This is a genomic window from [Lactobacillus] rogosae (genome assembly GCA_900112995.1).
Taxonomy (GTDB): domain Bacteria; phylum Bacillota; class Clostridia; order Lachnospirales; family Lachnospiraceae; genus Lachnospira; species Lachnospira rogosae.
This window is the reverse complement of record FONU01000015.1, coordinates 67,022-90,085: the sequence shown is the minus strand read 5'-3', so window position 1 is coordinate 90,085 and position 23,064 is coordinate 67,022. Positions and strand designations below refer to the sequence as shown.

General features: G+C 35.7%; 24 protein-coding genes. 1 reads left to right on the top strand and 23 read right to left on the bottom strand.

Features of this window, described 5'->3' with window-relative positions; all coding sequences use genetic code 11:
* Positions 1-123 precede the first annotated feature (123 nt).
* From glgA to spo0A, 3 genes are all read right to left on the bottom strand, one after another.
* A complete protein-coding gene (gene glgA, locus BM157_RS08010; RefSeq protein ID WP_022503188.1) occupies positions 124-1,563 on the bottom strand; it encodes a glycogen synthase GlgA in 1,440 nt (479 codons plus the stop codon).
* A gap of 91 nt (positions 1,564-1,654) precedes the next feature.
* The gene (locus BM157_RS08005) at positions 1,655-2,737 is read right to left on the bottom strand and encodes a C40 family peptidase (RefSeq protein WP_055174840.1); all 1,083 of its coding nucleotides are present in this window, start codon (positions 2,735-2,737) and stop codon (positions 1,655-1,657) included.
* Between the two features lie 137 nt (positions 2,738-2,874).
* Positions 2,875-3,663 carry a sporulation transcription factor Spo0A gene (gene spo0A / locus BM157_RS08000; RefSeq protein WP_055174841.1) on the bottom strand — a complete coding sequence of 263 codons (789 nt, stop codon included), beginning with the start codon at positions 3,661-3,663 and terminating at the stop codon, positions 2,875-2,877.
* Positions 3,664-3,935: 272 nt separating this feature from the next.
* Here spo0A and spoIVB point away from each other — a divergent pair, with 272 nt between their 5' ends.
* Positions 3,936-5,204: a SpoIVB peptidase gene (gene spoIVB, locus BM157_RS07995; RefSeq protein ID WP_090140608.1), complete on the top strand. Its 1,269-nt coding sequence runs from the start codon at positions 3,936-3,938 to the stop codon at positions 5,202-5,204.
* A gap of 92 nt (positions 5,205-5,296) precedes the next feature.
* Here spoIVB and recN read toward each other — a convergent pair whose 3' ends face one another.
* The 20 genes from recN to BM157_RS07895 all read right to left on the bottom strand — a co-directional run bounded on the left by recN (position 5,297) and on the right by BM157_RS07895 (position 23,046).
* Complete coding sequence (gene recN, locus BM157_RS07990; RefSeq protein WP_090140607.1) at positions 5,297-6,979, bottom strand: DNA repair protein RecN; 1,683 nt, start codon at positions 6,977-6,979, stop codon at positions 5,297-5,299.
* Between the two features lie 31 nt (positions 6,980-7,010).
* Positions 7,011-7,463: an arginine repressor gene (gene argR / locus BM157_RS07985; protein ID WP_022503183.1), complete on the bottom strand. Its 453-nt coding sequence runs from the start codon at positions 7,461-7,463 to the stop codon at positions 7,011-7,013.
* Positions 7,464-7,482: 19 nt separating this feature from the next.
* Complete coding sequence (locus BM157_RS07980) at positions 7,483-8,334, bottom strand: NAD(+)/NADH kinase (RefSeq protein WP_022503182.1); 852 nt, start codon at positions 8,332-8,334, stop codon at positions 7,483-7,485.
* A 46-nt stretch (positions 8,335-8,380) separates the two neighbouring features.
* On the bottom strand, positions 8,381-9,187 hold the full coding sequence (locus tag BM157_RS07975; protein WP_022503181.1) for a TlyA family RNA methyltransferase: 807 nt from the start codon (positions 9,185-9,187) through the stop codon (positions 8,381-8,383).
* Positions 9,177-11,063, bottom strand: a complete 1,887-nt coding sequence (dxs, locus tag BM157_RS07970) for a 1-deoxy-D-xylulose-5-phosphate synthase (protein ID WP_055174851.1) — start codon at positions 11,061-11,063, stop codon at positions 9,177-9,179. The genes BM157_RS07975 and dxs overlap by 11 nt, the downstream gene beginning before the upstream one ends.
* A gap of 20 nt (positions 11,064-11,083) precedes the next feature.
* Positions 11,084-11,992, bottom strand: a complete 909-nt coding sequence (locus BM157_RS07965; RefSeq protein ID WP_022503179.1) for a polyprenyl synthetase family protein — start codon at positions 11,990-11,992, stop codon at positions 11,084-11,086.
* Complete coding sequence (xseB, locus tag BM157_RS07960; RefSeq protein WP_022503178.1) at positions 11,985-12,194, bottom strand: exodeoxyribonuclease VII small subunit; 210 nt, start codon at positions 12,192-12,194, stop codon at positions 11,985-11,987. The genes BM157_RS07965 and xseB overlap by 8 nt, the downstream gene beginning before the upstream one ends.
* Before the next feature lie 13 nt (positions 12,195-12,207).
* Entirely contained in the window at positions 12,208-13,404 is a 1,197-nt protein-coding gene (gene xseA, locus BM157_RS07955; protein WP_022503177.1) for an exodeoxyribonuclease VII large subunit, read from the bottom strand.
* 52 nt (positions 13,405-13,456) lie between these two features.
* Positions 13,457-13,855 (bottom strand): transcription antitermination factor NusB, encoded by a 399-nt coding sequence (gene nusB / locus BM157_RS07950; protein ID WP_055174854.1) that lies wholly within the window; start codon positions 13,853-13,855, stop codon positions 13,457-13,459.
* A 70-nt stretch (positions 13,856-13,925) separates the two neighbouring features.
* On the bottom strand, positions 13,926-14,312 hold the full coding sequence (locus BM157_RS07945) for an Asp23/Gls24 family envelope stress response protein (protein WP_022503175.1): 387 nt from the start codon (positions 14,310-14,312) through the stop codon (positions 13,926-13,928).
* Between the two features lie 74 nt (positions 14,313-14,386).
* Positions 14,387-14,971 carry a SpoIIIAH-like family protein gene (locus BM157_RS07940; protein WP_090140605.1) on the bottom strand — a complete coding sequence of 195 codons (585 nt, stop codon included), beginning with the start codon at positions 14,969-14,971 and terminating at the stop codon, positions 14,387-14,389.
* A gap of 15 nt (positions 14,972-14,986) precedes the next feature.
* Positions 14,987-15,454: a hypothetical protein gene (locus BM157_RS07935; protein ID WP_022503173.1), complete on the bottom strand. Its 468-nt coding sequence runs from the start codon at positions 15,452-15,454 to the stop codon at positions 14,987-14,989.
* A 134-nt stretch (positions 15,455-15,588) separates the two neighbouring features.
* A complete protein-coding gene (locus BM157_RS07930) occupies positions 15,589-16,170 on the bottom strand; it encodes a stage III sporulation protein AF (RefSeq protein ID WP_318255869.1) in 582 nt (193 codons plus the stop codon).
* 11 nt (positions 16,171-16,181) lie between these two features.
* Positions 16,182-17,303, bottom strand: a complete 1,122-nt coding sequence (locus tag BM157_RS07925; protein WP_318255868.1) for a stage III sporulation protein AE — start codon at positions 17,301-17,303, stop codon at positions 16,182-16,184.
* A 128-nt stretch (positions 17,304-17,431) separates the two neighbouring features.
* Positions 17,432-17,812 (bottom strand): stage III sporulation AC/AD family protein, encoded by a 381-nt coding sequence (locus BM157_RS07920; protein WP_022503170.1) that lies wholly within the window; start codon positions 17,810-17,812, stop codon positions 17,432-17,434.
* A 12-nt stretch (positions 17,813-17,824) separates the two neighbouring features.
* Positions 17,825-18,019 carry a stage III sporulation protein AC gene (spoIIIAC, locus tag BM157_RS07915; RefSeq protein WP_022503169.1) on the bottom strand — a complete coding sequence of 65 codons (195 nt, stop codon included), beginning with the start codon at positions 18,017-18,019 and terminating at the stop codon, positions 17,825-17,827.
* Positions 18,020-18,048: 29 nt separating this feature from the next.
* Positions 18,049-18,570 carry a stage III sporulation protein AB gene (locus BM157_RS07910; protein WP_055306632.1) on the bottom strand — a complete coding sequence of 174 codons (522 nt, stop codon included), beginning with the start codon at positions 18,568-18,570 and terminating at the stop codon, positions 18,049-18,051.
* Complete coding sequence (gene spoIIIAA, locus BM157_RS07905) at positions 18,540-19,436, bottom strand: stage III sporulation protein AA (protein ID WP_318255867.1); 897 nt, start codon at positions 19,434-19,436, stop codon at positions 18,540-18,542. The genes BM157_RS07910 and spoIIIAA overlap by 31 nt, the downstream gene beginning before the upstream one ends.
* 172 nt (positions 19,437-19,608) lie before the next feature.
* Complete coding sequence (locus BM157_RS07900; RefSeq protein WP_090140598.1) at positions 19,609-22,317, bottom strand: ABC transporter permease; 2,709 nt, start codon at positions 22,315-22,317, stop codon at positions 19,609-19,611.
* Between the two features lie 27 nt (positions 22,318-22,344).
* Positions 22,345-23,046, bottom strand: coding sequence for an ABC transporter ATP-binding protein (locus BM157_RS07895; protein ID WP_022503165.1), 702 nt, complete (start codon positions 23,044-23,046; stop codon positions 22,345-22,347).
* Between the last annotated feature and the right edge of the window lie 18 nt (positions 23,047-23,064).

Sequence of the window (23,064 nt, the reverse complement as noted above, 5' to 3'; positions counted from 1 at the left end):
CGCAAGGAACTTCTAAGTGACTACGAAGTAGTCATATTATATCATAATTCTCGTGCAGCTTTTCTGCACATATAAAGTTCCGCAAGGAACTTTTAAGATGAGCACTCTTGTGCTCATTATACCCTAGAACAAAGAATTATATAATTCCTCATACTTCTTAGCTGAACTCTTCCAAGAGAAATCTGCTTTCATTCCTCTGTCAACTATCTTGTTCCACTCTCTCTTGTGGTTATAGTATACGCTCTTAGCATAATTAATAATCCCAAGCATTTCGTGGGCATTGTAGTTAGCAAATGAGAAGCCTGTTCCTGTACTCTCATATTCATTATATGGCTCAACTGTATCCTTAAGACCACCTGTCTCTCTAACTATAGGCACTGTACCATATCTTAAAGACATAAGCTGGCTGAGTCCACAAGGCTCAAACAATGAAGGCATAAGGAATGCATCACAAGCTGCATATATCTTATGTGACATCTCCTCTGAATAGTAAATATTAGCAGATACTCTGTCATTATATTTCCAGTCAAAATGTCTGAACATATTCTCATATTTCTCTTCACCAGTTCCAAGAACTACAAGCTGTACATCTTCTGCACATAACTCGTCCATAACATAAGCAATTAAATCGAGACCCTTCTGGTCTGTAAGTCTTGATACTATACCTATCATAAACTTGCTCTTATCCTGTGCAAGTCCCAGTTCTTTCTGGAGAGCAACTTTATTCTTCCACTTTTCTTTACGGAAAGTAATCTGATTATAGTTAGCCGCAAGAGATTTATCTGTCATAGGATTATATACTTCGTAATCTATGCCATTAACAATACCACTAAGAACATTAGCTCTTGCATTCATAAGACCATCAAGATTCTCACCATAGAAAGGTGTCTTAATCTCCTCTGCATATGTCTCGCTAACAGTAGTTACCCTGTCAGCGTATACTATGCCACCCTTAAGATAATTAGCATCTTTATATGCTTCAAGCTTATCTGATGTAAAATAGCTGTCATCTAATCCGGTAATATCCTTTACCTTCTTAAGATCCCATATACCCTGGAACTTAAGGTTATGTATAGTCATTATTGACTTTACACCATTGTAGAAATCCCCAAGTGCAAAACGCTCGTGTAAATATACCGGAATAAGTCCTGTCTGCCAGTCATTGCAATGTATTATGTCTGGCTTAAAACCAATAACAGGTATTGCTGACAAAGCAGCTTTACTAAAGAATGCAAATTTCTCAATATCTTCGTGTATCCAGCTATAAGGCTTTGGTCCTCCAAAATAGAATTCATTATCAATAAAATAGAATGTAACTCCATCATACTCCATTTCAAATACGCCAACGTACTGTGTACGCCAAGCTAAATCAATATAGAAATGAGTCTTGTATACCATCTTCTCTCTGTACTCCCAAGGAATACATGTATACTTTGGAATCATAACACGAACATCAAATTCATCCTTATTAAAATACTTAGGAAGCGAACCAACAACGTCAGCTAAACCTCCTGTTTTAATGAAAGGTACTGCTTCTGATGCAATAAATAAAACATTCTTCATATAATCCCCTTTCTATACATCTATGTAACTAAATGTATAAATATAATCAATGTAATAACTATATTAAAACATATTTTTCAAAATATATCAATTACCAGTATCTTCTTACACCAATTATCTGCATTCCGATATTAACTGAAGAAACCTTTACATAATCACCAGGTACAGAAGCATGTATCATCTGTCCTCCGCCGATGTAGATACCAACGTGTCCCGGGTAACATATTACATCACCTGGCTGTGCGGCACTTATGCCACCTGATACAGCAACGCCTCCATATGCCTGTGAACTTGATGAACGGGCAACACCAGATATACCTGCCTGTGCAAGTACATATGATACAAGACCTGAACAGTCAAATCCACTTGGTGAAGCTCCACCACTTCTATAAGGAACACCAACATATCTGTAAGCTATTGAAACAATGTTAGATGCAACTGATGAATCATTATTAGCTGATGTAGGTATTGATGTAACTTTTGTCTTAGTTGTTGTCTGACCGCTTGTTGCAGCTGCTCTTGCTGCTTCTGCCTGTCTTTTCTGTTCTAATGCCTTAGCAGCTTTTTCATTAGCTTCTGCTAATAATTCGTCAAAGTTGCTGATATCACTCTGTGCAGCATCAATTGCTGTATAAAGTGTAGCCTGCTTGTTAGTAAGCTCCTTCTGCTTGTCATTAAGAGCTGCCTGCTTAGTCTCTAAATCACTTTTATATTCAGCGATAGATGCTGCTGTTGCAGCCATCTCTTCAAGCTTGTTACGATCATAGTCATATACCTGCTGCATATAACTTGCCTTATTAATAACATCACTCATATCAGATGCTGTAAGGAATACATCTGAAATTGATGTTGACTGGTCTTCATACATATATTTAATTCTTAATTTAGTATCATCAAACTGTTTCTGCTGTAACTGCTGTGCAGCTTCAAGATCAGCGTTAGTCTGGTCAATCTCATCTGAGAGATCTGCCATATCCTGTTCTAAAGAACTCATCTCTGTAAGAAGATAGGCAGCCTGCTGCTGCAGCTGATCAAGTTCATTCTGTTTATCCTGCTTCTGCTGTGTAAGTGTACTGATTTCGTCAGCAAATGCTGTTGAACCTATAATTGTTGTTCCCGCAATAGTTGTTGCCAATGCTGCTGCAGCAAACGTTTTGAATACTCTTTTACGCATATATAAAACTCCTAAATATTACAATTTTGTTAAAACATTTTTACAAATACGTTAATATTATAATATACAAAGTTCAATATAGCAAGAAAAAACCGCAAAAAAGCTGATAAACTGTCAGTATAATTCCTAAAAAACCATCAAACTGCTGTCTGATGAAGCCTTATATTATCTGATATAAGTGCTATGAATTCTGAATTAGTCGGCTTGCCTTTGCCATTGCTGATTGTATATCCGAACAAATCGTTAAGAATATCCGGATTGCCTCTGTTCCATGCAACTTCAATAGCGTGTCTTATAGCTCTTTCAACACGGCTTGGTGTTGTGTCAAACTTTTTGGCTATAGTTGGATAAAGGACTTTGGTAATACTATTTATTATATCCGGATCATTAACCGCAAGTGTGATAGACTCTCTCAGATACTGATAACCCTTTATATGTGCAGGAACACCAATCTCGTGTATCATTCCTGTAATCTCATTCTCAAGGATATGTTTGTTATGAGGAATACTGTCGTTAACCGATTTTTTTATATTGACAGGCTTTATATTAATAATTCCTCCAATATATTTAATGCGGTCAATCAGCATATTATTATCAAATGGTTTCATAACATAATATGTAGCTCCCATATTGAAAGCATCCTCTGTCACTGCCTCCCTTCCAACTGCACTAATAACAATAAATGCAGGATTAACACAATCATTATCCTCCCTTATCCTCTGCATAACAGTTAGTCCGTCAATCTGCGGCATAATAATATCAAGAAGTACAATATCAGGCTGTGTCTTTTTAATGACATCAACTGTATCCTCGCCATTCGTTGCTGTACCTACAACATCTAACTGCGGCTCTCCATTAATAACCTCTTTGATTACTTCTACCATTCTCTTGTTATCATCCGCAATTACAATTTTCAATGGATTCATAAGCAATTCTTCCCCTCGTCATATAATAATATATAAATATGCTTTCCGCCAAAAGAACCTATCTTTCAGCACCGCATAATGAATATATTTATTATTATATATTTAAAAATGTAATTTTACAACGAAAACACATCGCAACTATCGACATAATTCGACAAATAAAATTAAATCATATAAATATATTGGCATTATAAACCTTTTTATTTAGCTTCATTATTGCAGATAATAATATCATCAGATAAATTTCAAATAAATTTTAAAGGAGGAAAACTATGCTTATTAATAAAAATACATTTTCTAATAAATTATTAAATAAGTATATTTACTGGTCAGGAATAATAACACTTTTATTTATTCTTATTACATCTTATGTAAACTATGTTAATAAGCATTTTCCTGAACAGATATATATAACTGAGCAAAGCGATACAAGTATCAACCTGTCACTCCCCGTTACCGGAAGCGTTCACAACACGCAGAATGGTACTAATAACAGTCTTGCAAATGCTGATTTCAGCCGAGAGGTTACTTTTATAACCGGCAGTCCTGGAAGTTACCACATCGACCTTCATCTGTTCGGCTTCTTATTTTTAAAGACAGTAAATGTCAATGTAGTTGATGAAAAATACGTCTATCCCTGTGGCTTTCAGGCTGGCTTATATCTGAAAAGCAGCGGAATACTTGTAGTAAAGACCGATTCCATCGAGAGCAAATCAAGTGGTACAATAACCCCCTGCGAAAATATTATTACCAAAGGCGATTACATTTTAAGAATCAATGATGAAGAAATCAATTCCAAGAAGCAGTTATCTTGCAAGGTAAATGAATGTGCTGGCGAGAAGCTTAATATAGAATTACTGCGTAATGATGAAATAATAAATGTAACTGTAACCCCTGTTGAGGATAAAAACAGTGAATATAAGCTAGGTCTGTGGGTAAAAGATGATGCACAGGGTATAGGAACAATAACTTATATTGATACAGATTATAACTACGCTGCACTTGGTCACCCGATAACTGATAATACCACCGGCAAAGCCCTTAATATTAAATATGGCAGATTATATAACACAAGAATTCTATCAATAATAAAAGGACAGAATGGCACTCCTGGAGAATTGCAGGGAATTATAGACTACAAGAACAGTACCCCGATAGGAACAATTGACAAGAACAGCTCTTACGGAATATATGGAACAATCGACAACTCTATTGTAAAGAAGCATTCTCTTTCACTTATGAGTGTCGGTTACAGATACAGTGTCCACAAGGGTAAAGCATATGTAAGATTTTACAGGAATAATAAATATGATGACTACGAAATTAAAATTACACAGCTTAACAATAACGATTCCAAAAATATCAGTTTTGTTGTTACCTCTGAAGAACTTCTTGATATGACTAATGGAATTGTACAAGGTATGTCTGGCTGTCCTATTATTCAGGACGGAAAGATAATAGGTGCTGTAACACACGTTCTTATTGATAACTCAAGAAGCGGATATGGCATATATATAGAAAATATGCTTAATGCTTCATAAAATTAACAGCTGGTATATACATACCAGCCGTTAATTTTTCAGAGTGCTTTTACTGTTCCAGATATAATTATTATAATAACTATATCTAAAAATCACAACTCTGATTTCACTTTATCAGCCATAATCTTTAATTCTTTGGCATTCTCAAGCACAGAGTCTGTAAGTGTCTCACCGGATAACATTCTGGCAATTTCATTAAGACTATCATCTCCTGCGACCCTCTGGATATTACTGTAGGTCTTATTATCGTGTACACTCTTTTCTATTATGTAATGGGCATCTGCCATAGCCGCAATCTGTGGCAGATGTGTTATACATATTATCTGATGCGATAACGAAAGCCTTGCAAGCTGATTAGATACCTTTGAAGCCGTCTTACCACTTATACCTGCATCAATCTCATCAAATATAAGTGTCTTATCTGCATCTTCTGACATAACTGTCTTTATGGCAAGCATAATTCTTGAAAGTTCACCACCCGAAGCAATCTTTGATAATGGCTTTAAATTCTCACCAGGGTTCGTTGATATCATAAATCTTACATTATCACAGCCCTTTGAAGATAAAGATGGTTCTTTAGCAAAATCTATTCTGAACTTTACATCTAAAAAGTTAAGATTCTTTAAAGAAGCTATGAATTGCTCTGCAAGCTTTACTGCTGCCTGCTGTCTTATGGAACTTAGCTTTTGGGCTATATCCCACGCCTTACAGCATGCTTCTTCATACTCTTTTTTCCTTCTGCTTATAAGCTCATCAAAATTGTAATAATCTGCAAGCTTCGCATTAATAGCCTTTAAGGTATCATTAATAGCCTCTATTGAACTTCCATATTTGTTCTTAAGATTATTAATAAGATCAAGTCTTTCCTGTAGTTCGCTAAACTCTCTTGGATCATATTCAGAGTTCTCTATATATGAACTGATACTGTGTCCGGCATCACGAATAAGTCCTTCAGCATCAGACAAAGTATCACAGCACTCTTTCAATACATCATCATATTCACTTGCTGTTATAAGTGACTTTAATGCAGTTCCTATCATATCACTTATATTATCATTACCTGAATTCAAAAGCATATCTGCATACGAAAGCTCATTAGTAATCTTCTGGTAATTATTAAGCTTATGATATCTTGCTTCAAGCTCCTCATCTTCATCTGGCTGTATATCGGCCGTCTGTATCTCATTAGCTTCATACTCAAGAAATGCTATCTCTTTTTGAAGTTCATCTTTATCCTTATCAATAAGTTCTAACGCTTTCTTTGCTTTAACCATATCTTTATATGCCTCTTCCATAGCCTCTCTTAATTCAGCTATTTCATCAGCACAGAATGTATCTACAACCGTCAGATGATTAGCATCATCCATAAGTATCTGGTTATCGTGCTGTCCATGAACATCTATAAGATAGCGTGCAAGCTTCTGTGTCTGTGCCGCCGTAAAATTCTGTCCATTAACCTTTATCTGCGAACGTGTTGGTGTTATCTTTCTTGAAATAAGCAGTTCACCATTCTCAATATCTATAACTCCAAGCTCTTTTATGCGTTCAATTACATTATCATCTTCAATATTAAAAAGCAGTTCTGAAAGTCCATATTCTGCACCTGTTCTTATAAAATCAGGCGATGTCTTGGCACCTAGTGCCGCATTAATAGAACCCAATATAATAGACTTACCTGCACCTGTCTCTCCTGACAGAATATTAAGCCCCTCTTCAAAATCAATATTTTCTTCTTCTATAAGTGCAAGATTCTTAACATGTAAATTAGATAACATATTCCTCCTCTGATACTATATCTTTATAATACTATGCCTTTATAAGTTTCTTAAGTTTATTAGAAACATTTACAGTATCCTTAACAGTCCTTACAGCACACATAATAGTGTCATCACCTGCAATAGAACCAACTATCTCATCAAGCTTAAGTGCATCCAGTGCCGCACACACCGCCATTGCCATACCCGGAACAGTCCTTATAACAAGAATATTCTGTGCCATATCCATAGAAAGATAGCCTTCCTTTAGCACTCTTATATATTTGTCATTAGGTACAGGACTGCTATGTGAAAGAGTTGTATACTTCTGATTAACCCCGTCAATTGTGACCTTGGTAAGATTAAGTGCTCTTATATCCCTTGAAACAGTCGCCTGAGTTACATTATACCCTGCTTTATTAAGTGCATCAGCAAGCTCTTCCTGAGTTCCTATATTATTATCAGCTATAAGTTCTAATATTTTTTTATGTCTGTCTGATTTCACTTTTCTTCTCCTATTCCGGCTACATTTTATTCCTTATCCTTTCAAGGAAAGAAATTCTGCTTGTCTTTATAAGCCGTGCTGTCTTATCAGAACGGGTAATAACAACTCTGTCCCCTGTTATGACATTACAATAGCTTTCTCCATCATATGTAGCTACTCTTTCTTCTGATAATTTCTTATTATCATTCATCTGTATTACAATCTCATCATTCTGTTCAAATATTATGCTTCTCTGAGTAAGTGTATGTGCACATATTGGTGTAATCATTATAAGATGTGCATTCGGCTGGACAATTGGTCCGCCTGCCGATAAAGAATAAGCTGTAGAACCTGTCGGCGTAGATACTATAACTCCGTCTGCCGCGAACGAATTAAGATATTCTCCATTGACATATATATCAAAATCTATAACCCTTAATATTCCCCTTCTGCTAAGAACTACATCATTAAGTGCTACATCTTCATATATAAGCTCGTCATCACGGTATATCTTTCCATCAAGCATCATTCTTGTATCTATCTCATAACAGTCATTAATAAGGCTTTCAAGGGTATCATACACTGTGTTCATATCTGTATCAGTAAGATACCCCAGCGTTCCTATGTTAACACCAAGAAGAGGTATATTCTTAGAATTAAGGTCTCTTGCCGCCTGTATAAGCGTACCATCCCCACCAAGAACAATTATGCATTCTGTATCATCTGGCACAATATCAGCATTCGTATAACAATAATCAGTATGTTCTACATCTGCCGAGTCAGGATTATATATACAGCTTACATTGTGCTTATTAAGATAATCCAGAATACTGTTTGTATATACAAGGTCTGGATCTTTAGTTGTATTCGTGACTATGTAAAAAGATTTCATTAACGCCTCTATACTTTAAATTAATATTAATATCTATATGAATATATTACAATGTTTCGTGGGCTTTGTCTACTATATTTTGTATTGTGAAAGGAATATTATCATAGGTTCCTTCTATATGTTTCTGTAAATGAAGAAGATATTCGATATTTCCTTCCGGACCCTTAACTGGCGAGAATTCAAGGTTAAGTATCTCAAATCCAATTGAAATTGCATAATTAATAACCATTTCTATAACTTCGATGTGTACCGCCTTATCCCTTACAACACCGTGTTTACCAACCTTTTCTCTTCCAGCTTCAAACTGTGGCTTTATAAGACATACTATCTGCCCGTCATCTGTAAGAAGATTTTTCACTGGAAGCAGCACCTTTGTAAGCGATATAAATGATACGTCAATGCTTGAAAAATCTATCTTATCCGCAATATCTTCCGGTGTTACATATCGTATATTAGTCTTTTCCATACATACAACACGCTCATCATTACGAAGCTTCCAAGCAAGCTGTCCGTGCCCTACATCAACAGAATATACTTTAACAGCACCATTCTGAAGCATACAATCTGTAAAACCACCTGTTGATGAACCAACATCCATACATATTTTCCCTTCAATCGTTACATCAAAATTCTCCATAGCTTTTTCAAGCTTTAACCCGCCACGGCTTACATACTTAAGTGTATTGCCTCTTACCTCAATATTAACAGTCTCATTAAATGATGACCCAGCTTTATCTTCCTTCTGTCCGTCAACATATACATTTCCAGACATAATTATAGCCTTTGCCTTTTCCCTGGAATCAGCAAGCCCCCTGTTCACTAACAGAACATCTAATCTTTCTTTACTGCTCATTATTATTATCTCCAATATTATTATAAACTGCTGTTATACGTTTAACAATTGTATCTTCATCTATTCCTGTCTCACGCCGTAATATATCAACACTTCCGTGTTCTATATAATCATCAGGAAGTGATATGTCAAGCACATAGTTATGAAGTTCTTTATCATTGATATATTGACAGACTGCACGCCCAAATCCGCCCGATGATACATTCTCTTCAAGTGTTACTATAAGCTTATGTGTTGTGCTTATTTTATCAAGCATTGCACTGTCTATAGGCTTTACAAAACGTGCATTTACAAGTGTCACGTTATAGCCCTGCTCTTTAAGTCTTTCCCTTACATTAAATGCTGTATCAACCATACTTCCAAGTGCAAGAATTGCTATATCACTTTCTTCATACATAAGCTCAGCCTTGCCGTATTCAACCGGTGCATTAAATTCGCGAAATCTGACAACTGCCTCGCCTCTTGGATATCTTATAGCTATCGGCCCATTAAATTCTTCCAGAGCGAACTCAAGTGATGACTTTAATTCATAATCATTCTTTGGTGCCATAATAGTCATATTAGGTATTGATGACAGGAATGATATATCAAATATCCCCTGATGTGTCTCTCCATCACTTCCAACAAGTCCTGCCCTGTCTATTGCAAACACAACGTGAAGCTGTTGTATACACACATCATGTAATATCTGGTCATAAGCTCTCTGTAAAAATGAAGAATATACCGCAAACACTGGTTTTAATCCGCCTGCTGACAATCCTGCCGCAAATGTTACAGCGTGAGCCTCAGCAATTCCGACATCAAAAAATCTATCCGGAAACCACTTTGAGAACTTAGCAAGCCCAACTCCGTCTGGCATAGCCGCTGTAATAGCACATACAGACCTGTCTTTCTTGGCTATTTCACATATAGAATTAGAGAACACCTGCGAATATGTTGGCCGGTCAGATTTATTAATCTCCATACCTGTCGCCACATCAAATGGTCCAATACCATGAAACTTGCTTGGATTGCGCTCTGCCGGCTTGTAACCACGTCCTTTCTGCGTAACAACGTGGACAAGCACAGGTCCATTTATTCTTTTTGCAACTGTAAGTATCTTGATAAGCTTATCCATATCGTGTCCGTCAACTGGTCCAAGGTAATATATACCCATACTTTCAAACATCGAATCGTGAAGAATCACCTGCTTTAGATTCGACTTTGTCTTCTGGATAAGCTTTACAACCTTGTCCCCTTTAGGAAGCTTATATAATACATTGCCTATATTCTCTTTTAAATCATAGTAAGAGTCTGACGAACGTATTTCACTAAGCATATTGGATACGCCGCCGACATTTTTAGAAATTGACATTGTATTATCATTAAGTATAATCACAAAATTACCCTTAATACCTGAAGCATTATTTAAAGCTTCATATGCCATACCACCTGTAAGTGCACCATCACCTATAACAGAAACTACACTGTAATCTTCGTGCTGTACATCTCTTGCCATAGCAATTCCAAGTCCTGCTGATATTGATGTCGAGCTGTGACCTGTATCAAAAGCATCGTAATCACTTTCATTTCTCTTAGGAAAGCCGCTCATACCGCCGAATTTTCTTAATTCATCAAATTGATTTTTCCTTCCTGTAAGTATCTTATGCGTATATGACTGATGTCCTACGTCCCATATAAGCTTGTCCTTTGGAAGATTAAATACAATATGAAGTGCCATAGTAAGCTCCACAACGCCAAGATTAGAAGCCAGATGTCCGCCTGTGACACTTATCTTATCAATAAGAAACTGGCGTATCTCATCAGCAAGCTGGTTGTATTCTATTGGTGATAATTTCTTAATATCGTTAGGTTTATTGATTTTCTCAAGTATCATAATTAACCTCTTTCACACGATTACCTATCCCTATGTATAAGCATTGTGATTAAATCCTCCAGATACTCGTTATGTCCAATAGTTTTGAGTGTTTCCAATGCTTTTACGGACATATCAGCAGTATCTTTTTCTGCTTTTTCCATTCCATAAAGTGTAACATATGTTGTTTTATTATTTCTCTCATCACTTAACACAGGCTTTCCAAGTACTTCCTGTGTGCTTGTAACATCAAGAATATCGTCCTTAATCTGAAATGCGAAGCCTATATTATAACCTGTTTCCTCAAGAAGCTTAGTGACATTTTCATCACAACCTGCAATAATTCCACCAGCCATAAATGCTGCTTCTATAAGAGCACCCGTCTTTAATCTGAAAATGTAATCAAGCTGTTCTTCATTCATCGGCTTATCTGTAAGCATTACATCAAGCGATTGTCCTCCGACCATACCATCAACACCAGCCTTATTAGCTATCACATCTGCGGCAGCAGAATATCTTAATACAGCCTGTGCATCACCTGTCTTTGCTGCTTTATGTATAGCTGAAAGCATTGTTTCATACGCAAGATTCAAAAGTCCGTCACCCGCTAATATTCCAAAATCTTCACCAAATTTCTTATGTGTTGTAAGCTTTCCTCTTCTATAGTCATCATTATCCATAGCAGGAAGATCATCATGCACCAAAGAATAAGTGTGTATCATCTCAAGAGCCGCCATAAATGGATACAATTCTTCCTCGTTAGTACCATTACACAACTTGTAAGTTTCAAGCATAATCATTGGTCTTATTCTCTTGCCGCCAGCTTCCACGCTGTAATCCATCGCAGATTTAATATATTCTGCGTGTCCCTTAGCTTCTGGCAGGTACTTTTCTATTATATTATCTATACAGGAGGTCTCTTTGCTTAACTGTTCTTTGAAATTATTCATTATTATCCACCACCCCATTATCATCAATTATAACAATCTGTTTTTCAACCTTATCAAGCATAGTATTACATTTATTGAGTAATTCCATACCTTCTTTATATTTTTTAAAAGACTCATCTAATGTAAGCTCGCCCTGTTCCATTTCATTAAGAACTGCCTCAAGCTTATTAAATGTATCTTCAAGATTAGAAGCCTTTGCCATTAATTATACCTCATTAAACATTATCAATATTTATGACCTTAGCTGTCACAGTACCATCTTTTAAATAAAGCGTTAACAAATCATCTACTGATACATCGTTAACCGACTGTACTCTCTGTTTATTATTCTCTACATAGCTGTAGCCCTTGTCAAACTTCTTTAAAGGACTTACATTATCAAGTCTGTACGCAGCTAATGACAGCTTCTGCCTGTAGCGTTCCACTGCTTGTGTCATCTGGTTATTTAATATATCCTCTATATGAATAAGACGTTGTCTTCTTTCATATATCTGGTTAATAGGATTGTATATCTGCAAAGAAAGCTTGTCCTTCTCTGCCCTGTTCTTATATCTGGCAAATACATTATCCAGAGCATTTCTTAAACGTCTCTTGTATGCCTGCATATAATCATCAACCTGTACCATATCAAATACTGCACACTCTGCAGCGGCAGATGGTGTTGGAACTCTTAAATCTGCCACAAAGTCTGTGATTGTAAAATCTGTTTCGTGCCCAACCGCTGATATAACCGGTGTATTACAGCTAAATACTGCCTCTATAACCTCTGGTTCATTAAATGCCCACAAGTCTTCAAGTGAACCTCCTCCACGTCCAACAATAATGCAATCCACCCCGAACTTATCAAGCACAGCTATTCCCTTGGCAATACTGTACTTGGCATATTCGCCCTGAACTAATGCAGGATACAGATACAGACTTACATACGGATTGCGCCTGTGTGATATATTCATTATATCGTGTATAGCAGCCCCTGTTGAAGCTGTTACAATTCCTATCTTTCTTGCAAAACGTGGTATCGGACGCTTATATGATGAATCAAAATATCCCATATCATCATACTGCTGTTTTAATTGTTCAAACTTCTTATATAAATCCCCCATACCACTTTCGGTAATATTAACGGCATACAACTGATACCTGCCATCACGTTCATATATATCAATTCTGCCATCTACTACAACAGACATTCCATTTTCAAGCTTTATATCAAGCTTTGATGCATAAGAGGCAAACATAACAACTGCAATCGTTCCACCCGAATCTTTTAAAGTAAAATAAATATGACCGGATGTATGATACTTGCAATTAGATATTTCCCCTTTTATCTGAATACGATTAAGTACAAAATCCTGTCTAAACATATTCTTAATATAGGAATTAATCTGTGTTACAGTATATACTCCAGCCATCGTTCCTCTTTCTTAATCTCTTTATTATGCTCTTTAATTCAGCAAAAGGTTATTATACAAGCTTTGCAAGAACACCATTGACAAATGATGCTGCATTATCATCAGAGCCATAACTTTTAGCTAACTCTACAGCCTCATTAATAGCTACATTAACAGGAATATCATCATCATAAAGCATCTCATAGACTGCAAGCCGCATAATAGCAAGCTCTGCCTTACCAATACGGTCAACTGGCCAGCCTTCTGATACCAAATTAATCTTCTCATCAATATCATCGCTTAATTCACATACAAGAAGTGCCTTATTCTTAATATATTCGTAATCTTTCTCATTAACATCTGTCAAACCGTCAAAATAGTAGTCAATCTGTTCTCTTAATTCATTCTTATCGTGGAAAGGAACACGGAATATAAGCTTAAAAACGTGTTCTCTCATTTCTGATCTTGTCATAGGAATCCTCTCATCAATTAATTACTCAAACAGGACTGTCCATTAAGGACAGCCCCAATGCTTACTGTACTTAGTTGTCAATATTAACGCCAGCAATCTTAATGTTAACTTCTGATACTTCAAGACCTGTCATTGTCTCGATTGCTGTCTTAACTCTGTCCTGTACTGCGGCTGATACCTTAGGTATCTCACAGCCATATTTAATATTAAGTGCAAGATTAACTGTCACATCATTCTCACCAACGTGAACCTTAACACCCTTAGATAAATTCTTCATTCCAAGCTTGCTTACAAGTTCATTAGTGATGTTGCCAGCCATACTCTCAACGCCTTCCACCTCTGTAGCAGCAAGACCTGCAATAATAGCAACAACCTCATCTGCAACTCTTACTTCGCCAATATCCTTGCTTTCGTGAATTGTATAAGTATTACCTCTATCTTCAAACTCTTTTGTCATAATGCCCTCCTGACTGTTATTAACGTAATCTTTAATCTATTATAATAAAAAATATAAATAAATGCAATGATAAGTTACTTAATAACATTAATGGTAATTTTATCCGATGTAACCCCTGTCTTTCTCTTTGCTATATCTTCAATCTGAGCTTTCTGGCTGTTTTCTAATGTCTGCTGGTTAATTACAATATCAACGCTGTCTTCTGCCACTGAAGCCACCACATCATTAAATCCCTTTGCCTCTAATAACAACTCAATAGCTGCCTCTTTTTCTGAATATTCTGCAATTTTGGCAAGTTCATTTATCGCCTCTGTCTTTGAAGCCTTATCGATTGTTGTATCATTGACTATATTAGTAAGATTTTCTGTATTCTTGGCACGTATCTGTTCTCTGTTAAGCTTAGCTTCAGAGATTACACTTGAAGACACGCCCTGTCCTGATGTAAGTATAACGCTTCCTGGTTCTTCAAGACTCTCATCATCTGGTTCTTCCTCAGTAAATATTGTATCATCTGTTGATGTATTGACAACTTTACTGCCGCTCTTACTGCTGACAGATATTATATCTGAAATGTTTCCTGCATAATTAATATATCCCGCAACAGCTATCATAATAGCAAGTGCTGTAATAATAACCTGATTTTTCTTAACTCTTTTCACAAAAAACCTCCATATTTAAGACATTTTCATTACTTTGATTTTATGTACAGGAACATTTAAAAGCCCATATACAGCATTCGTAATCTCACTTACAAGCTCTTTATTATCACCACCCTCACATACTATTATCACACCTTCAATAACAGGCATATTCTCCATTACTACATATGGCGTATTACCATTAGCTGTATCATAAAAAATGTGTGTCTCTGTTTTTTGCGTACTATTGGAATTCTCATCATTATTCCCATTAACTTCTTCATCAGAATAATCTGTATCCTTGGCAAGTATCTTTTCAGACGAATTCTTAAGACTGACCATAACTTTAACCTTTCCTGCCCCCTCAACATCAGATAAGGTATCTTCTAATCTTTTCTCTACATATTCCTCATACATTTTCTGTGTGGCCTCACCGCTTTCCTGATTAGATGTTGTGTTTTCTGATACAGTCTGTCTGTCTTTTACGGGAATTGATATAACCATAAGCAGTATGCCTGCTAGTATTACTATTAATATTTTATCTTTGCCTAATTTATTCAATATATTTTCATAATTAAATATAATAATTCTCCTTTCCGTCCTGAACATCGGAATACAAAATATTCTCTGTACCTGGCTTAATGTATATTGATAAGTATTTCATCTATACTAAAATTATCCGCTACCATTTTAGCGAATTGCTCTATGTCCGATTTATTCAAAGTCGCTTTAGCATTCTGTGTGCTTTCCAAACTTGAAACACTTTTTTTGTTTTTTACTGATATATCAATCCCTGTAATTACAGATGAATAATCGGTGTCTGATTTATTCAATATGCTCTTATCGTTTAATTCAACCTTTACATTATTAACTTCAACTCCACACTCCTCTGCTATATTTAACACCCTGCTTATAACTGTCTGTTTTACTGCATTGCTCACATAGCTGTCATAGTCTGACTGAAGGCTGCTATCACCAGTATACGAACTTGAATAGCCTGCAATGTTTTTACTATAATCATTATACAATGTATTTACCCTGTCAGTTATATATTCCTCATTAAATAAAAGCAGAAGTACAGGCTTTAATAAAATCATAAGGAATATAAGCCTCATTACCACCTTATAGCTGCCCTCATACCTGGGTGGAATAATATTCATTAATACAGCCGACATAACCATAAATATGAGCAATGCCCTAAGCCACGAATACAGCTTCATCGTACCTCCTTTCATACTGATACACAGTTAGTTGCAACACATATAATTGCTATTGTTAATATAAACAGGACAAGTGTAATCATCATAATATATACGATCATTCCAAGTGCCTGCCCAAGCGAACTGACTGCCCTTACCATTCTCTTATCACTTATTGGCTGTAGTCCTGCAGCAATCCCCTGATATATAACCGCAAGAAGACCAATCCGCAGCAACGGAAAGAACATACACATAACAATAGCAATAATTCCCGACACACCGATTGCATTTTTTATTAATGCAGAAGATGAAAGTATCGTATTGGATAACACCTGTGCTGTGTCACCTATACCAGGTATAAGGCTTATCCCCATAAATATACCTTTAGAATTAACCGTGTCCTGAACAGGTGTTAATATGCTCTTAATTGCATTAAGTCCAATAAACACTGTAAGTATCGTATAGCAGCACCATTTCACCCCTTTTTTAATAAGGTTACACGCCTTATCCATATGTGCTTCTTTGTCTATACAGTCACATAACGAAATTATGAGATATATTTTATTTGTTTTTAATAATATATTTTTAAAAAATATATTGCTGACCGCAATCATAGCAATTATTATCTGGTAATACACAGCTTTACTCATTATTGCACCAGAAGCACTTATTGCCGGCAGGAACACCATACTGATTGCTTTATAAAGATTAATAATCGATGTAAGAGTGCTGCTGGCTGTATCCGAAGCCTGTATGAACACAATAAACAATACCGTTATAAGAGATATTGCTATAACACTTAATGTGCTTTCGGTAAGCTGCTGTTTATTAAAAAATGGGCCAAATACATTTATAAATGCAGATAATATACATAAAATAAGTATCTTCATACAATCATTACGGTTACTGCTTATAACCTCTGTTATATACTGTACAATCTTCTTACCCGAATCCCTCGTTGAATTACCCGAATATATGCTGTCTACTATATCCTCAAAGGTAACCGAATTGTAACTGCTTTCTTTTAATATCTTATCAATATCCTTATAATCATAATCAGACCAGCCAGATGTATCCGTGACAGTTTCCTGTCCGTTAGTTTCCGCTTTAATCACATTGGCATTATTGTATACAAGCATTAATATTACTGACATTAGTAATACGCTTTTTAATAGCGGTAGTATATAATTAAGTTTCATAAATATATATTTCCGCCCAGTAAATATGCTTCTTAATAATGACAACATATATTGGGGGCAGTTATTGTGCATTAATATACATCTTATTTTATACATTTATTAATCATCTCCATAAGCGACAGTACAATTGGAATACTTATTGTTGCAACAGCAATCTTACACATAATCTCAAGCTGTGATGCCGCCGCATTAAACCCATTATCCCTACACACATCAGATATAAGCTGCGTTATAAAGGTTATTCCTATAATCTTCATTATTATCTTTATATACACATCACCAATTCCTGTTAAAGAAATCATTACTCCAAGCTGTCCTGTTATGGCTGATATGTTATTTATTATATTAATTGAAATAATAAGGCATAACGAAAGTCCTATAACAGAAGCTGTTACCGGTGACTGTTTTTTTATAAGCAGTGATGTTATAACCGTGCATAATGCAAGCATAGATATTTTCAGCAATTGTTACTCCTTTTACATATCAAACAATTTCTGCATAGTTGTAAACAGTTCTAATATGTATGGAAGTATCCAATAAAGCACAAGCAGAAGTCCCGCAAGCCCTGTTAAGAAAGCCTGGTCATCTCTTCCACTATGCTTTAATATCTGATTAAGTATAGAGATTATTATTCCAACGGCAGCTATTTTAAATATCAAATTAATTTCCATACACATCCCCATTCTTTATTATGCTGTGTTCATATCAGCATTATTGCTATAAACACTCCTGCTGTTATTCCACCAATCCTGCAGATTTTCATTCTCGGTGCAATATCCATTGCCACATTTTCATTTATTCTTTTGAGCCTTTCAATTGATAATTCCAGATTTTGAACCTGCATATTTTTATCAATATACGAATTAAAATGCGACAATTCATACATTACATTAAGTTCGTCTTTTTTTAATATTTTTCTCCTGTTAAGTACATTTACAGCTACCTCCCACACAGCTTCATATGTAACAATGCCCTCATCACTTAATGTCTTCGCTGCATAACTGAACATTTCCTGAACATAGCAGTTATCAGAATTAACAGATAAATCCCTGAATATGTCAGGGAGCGTGCTTGAAGCATAACCTATCTGTGCCTTAATATAATGAAGGGCTGTTATTAGCGATTGTATAATCCGTGTTCTCATATATAGGTTACTGCTTAAATAAAAGCCATAATATGTACATGCAGTTATTATGAGTGCTGCTCCCGATAATTTAAACATTGCTCCACCGTCCCCTTTCCCATTCTTCCTGACAATATTATTATCTTGTTAAAGTAATCAGAACTTATAAGCTCACCCATAAAAGGCTTGTTCATTACATTTTCAAGCGAATAACCGTGAATTGTAGCAATAATCGTACAGCCACAGGCTATGCAGTATTTAATTGCCTGCACATCATTCTGCCCACCTATCTCATCTACAGCTATTATACCCGGCGACATAGCCCTGATTGCCATCATCATTCCTGCATCTTTTGGACAGCCATCATATACATCTGTACGTCTGCCTATATTATTCTGCGGGATTCCCATATAGCAGCCTGCTATCTCCTGTCTTTCATCTATAAGACTTACATTAATATGAAGCCTGTCATTATCAGATATATTTCTTACAAGATCCCTTAAAAGCGTTGTCTTGCCACAACCCGGCGGTGAAATAATAAGCGTATGGTCAATACCTCCTCCATATACGAAATCAACAACCTTATTACTACACCCTATAACCTCATGTGCCACCCTTATACAAAGAAAGGTTATGTAATTAAAATTCTTAATGACATTATTCTCTATAATCGCATGTCCTGATATCCCAATCCTATGCCCTCCCTCTATTGTAATAAACCCCTGTTTGAAACTTTGCTCATACGCATAGATAGAGTAATTGGAAGCTAATTCCAGCATTTTCATTATGCAGTCCTTGGTAACCTTAATATCATACATTATCTCTTTATTGTCATATATTAAAGTTACATTTCTGCCAACTCTTAATCTTAGCTCGTTGAGCCTGCCAAATGACAACGTATGCAGTCTAAGCTTGTCAGCCAGAGCTGGCGGCAGAATTTTTATAATTTGTCCAATATCCCCCATACAAAAATAACCTCCACATATATCGTTTTTCACAATATATGTGGAGGCTCTTATTAATATTACCATTATTTGTGCAGGCTTGTCAGCTTATCTATTCTTTAATTCCTGCACTAAATTATTCATCAAATCATTAATTAAATTCTCAATTAAATCCTTTATCAGCAATCACGAATTATTCTATTGACTTTAAAGATTCCACCATTGGAATTTTCTTAAGTGACGGATACATAATTGCATTAATAATCAATGAAAAAATTAATGTAATTCCATATGATAACAGGAATGAACTTAAATTAATTCTTGTTCCAAACATTACTCCGTCTAATTCTATTGTTGTCATTATGTATGTATGAAGTGCTCTTCCTAATAAAAGTCCTGCAAGACCGCCTATAAGTGTAAGTATGATATTCTCCCTGTATATATACTCTCCAACTTCATTATCATAAAAGCCAAGAACTTTTATTGTCGCAATCTCCCTTATTCGCTCAGATATATTAACATTAGTAAGATTATACAATACAACAAACGCCAGCATACCTGCAGATATTATAAGCACCCATGTAACAAGATCCAGGGACTGTATCATATTCTCAAATCTTGACATATTAACCTTTAAGAATGTAAGCGACTTAACTGCTGAATTAGACAAATATCGTTCTCCGATAACTGCCTGAACATTATCGCTGTCATCACTAAGTATACCTAATACTCTGTTATTATCTGGTGTATAGCCAAATGTGTCATTGAAATAACCTGATGTCATAAAAATATAATTATTAATATATATTTCCATAATTCCAGTCACCTTAACTGCTGCCTGCCTATCATTAATATCACATATAGTAATATTATCACCAACAGAAACATTCAGATCCTTTGCAAGCTTTTCAGATATAATAACACCATCATCATTAAGTTCTAACTGGTTATGCTTCTTTCTTGTCCTGAATGTAACAAAATCACTATACTTATCTGTATCATCCACAACAGTTATCTCAGTTGAATAACTGTCACCACCACCTAATGCTTTAACATCAGCAGTATATCCATAATCTGTAGTGTATTCTTTATAATATTCATCTTTCTTTATAGATGATATTATATTGTTAATTTCTTCACTTTCAACATCACTCTTAAATGTAATTACATTATCATAATGCAGTATCTGTTCATACTGGTTATCAATAACACACTGTATACTGTCCTTAATTCCAAAACCTGCCGTTGTCAACGCTGTACATCCTGCGATTCCGATTACTGTCATAAAAAATCTTTTCTTATACAGGAATATATTACGCATAGTAACCTTCCTTGTAAATGAAAGATGCTTCCATATAAATGTATGCTCTAACAATATCTTTCTTCCACTCTTTGGAGCTTTAGGTCTCATAAGTATAGCCGGCACTTCTGAAAGTTCATTGTAACAGGAATAAAGTGCCGCAAGGAATGTTACAGCTACAAGACAGATAATAACTGCCACAGATAATAATGTATGGCTTGCATAAGTTATATGCGGCATCTGGTATATTATGTTCCACGAATTATATATTATATACGGAAACAGCTTTAAACCAACAATACAGCCTATTACACTTCCAGCAAAGGAAGCTATAAAGGCATAGGCAACGAACTTGAATACTATAGTACCTTTTCCATAACCTAAAGCCTTGTATGTTCCGATTAAACTTCTCTGTTCTTCTACCATTCTTGTCATTGTTGTAAGACACACAAGACCTGCAACAATTATAAAGAACAATGGGAATACTGTAGCTATAGCTTTCATTCTGTCAGCACTCGACTCATAATCCCTATACGAATATTGCGACTGTCTTGTAAGCACATACCATTCCCAGTCGTCAGAGTTATTCAAAGTTTCATTCATCTGCTCATCATACTTTGCATATACCGCATCAAAGTCAAACTCTTGAACTGCTTTAATATACGCTGGTTCAATATAAGGTGCTATCATTGAAGACACATCATATCCCGGATAATATTCCTGATACTGCTTCGTAATAGACTCTGTTACCTTCTGTCTTATTGTATCAAGCAGTTCCTGTTTCTTATCTTCCTTGGCTTTGGCAAATTCTTCTTTTATATCCTTCTTCCTGTTATCAAGCTGTCCTGCTGCTATATTCTTAATTCTGTTCTGTACATTTTCAACCTTTTTATCATATTCATCAGAATATGTATCAAGCTCTTTTGCTCCGTCTACTACAGCGTAAGCTTCTGTATAATAATCATTCTTAAATTCATCATCTCCAACATATACACAATAGCTGATATTGCCGTTACCAATATCAGACGAACCTAAATCATAAGAAACGAAGCAAGGCGAATATACTACTCCAACAACTGTATATTCAGTATCCTTAAATGTATCGTTAATATCATCAGAAGTTCCAGACTTAAATTTTAATACATCGCCCACTTTGACAGCTTCCCTTGTAGACTCGTACTTCACAACACATTCTTTATCATTCTGTGGCAGTCTTCCCTCTTTAATGCGAAGTCTGTTAATATAGCTGTCATCATTATCATCTGCATTAAGAGGAATACTTAAAACATGCGCAACTGACTCTTTATCATCATAATTGATGAGCACATCTTTGCTGTTGGCACCATATACTGCCTTTACTCCCTGCACTTTTGCAATTACCTGCAAATCATCATCTGTAAGCCCTATAGATGATATTATTCTTAAATCATTCATATTATATTCATCATAATAGTTATCTGACGAACGCTTCATATCGCCCGAAGATGCTGTGACTCCGGCAAAAAAAGCAGCTCCTATGGCTGTGATTGCCATTATTGAAATAAATCTTCCAAGCGAACCTTTTATCTCTCTTATTAAATCTTTAAATACCGACTTTCCCATTATGTTAATTCCGCCTTTCCATATTAACTACCATTCTATCTGCTCTATTGGAAGCGGATTTTCATTGACAGTTACACTGTCAACTACTCCATTTTTCACTTTGATAACCTTATCGCCCATAGCTGTCAGTGCAAGATTATGTGTTATAACTACAACTGTAACACCTCTTTCACGGCATGTATCCTGCAACAGCTTTAATATCTGCTTGCCTGTATTATAATCAAGTGCTCCCGTAGGTTCATCGCATAACAGAAGCTTTGGATTTTTGGCCAACGCTCTTGCTATTGCAACTCTCTGCTGTTCACCACCTGATAACTGTGCCGGAAAGTTAGAACTTCTTTCCTTAAGTCCTACTGCTTCTATAACCTCATCAACATCGAGCGGATTCTTACATATCTGTGTTGCAAGCTCAACATTTTCCCTTACAGTAAGATTTTGTACAAGATTATAGAACTGGAATACAAATCCTATATCATATCTTCTGTAAGTTGTAAGCCTCTTAGCTGTGAACTTTGACACATTCTCTTTATCTACAATAATCTTTCCTGTCGTAGCTGTATCCATACCGCCCATAAGATTAAGTATTGTACTCTTACCTGCACCACTCGCACCTGCTATAACTGCAAACTCTCCCTTATCTATCGTAAAGCTTGCACCGTTAAGTGCTTTTATCTTTACATCACCCATTTTATAAATCTTCTTTACATCATCAAATTCTATGTAGCTCATACGCACCTCTGTAAATTA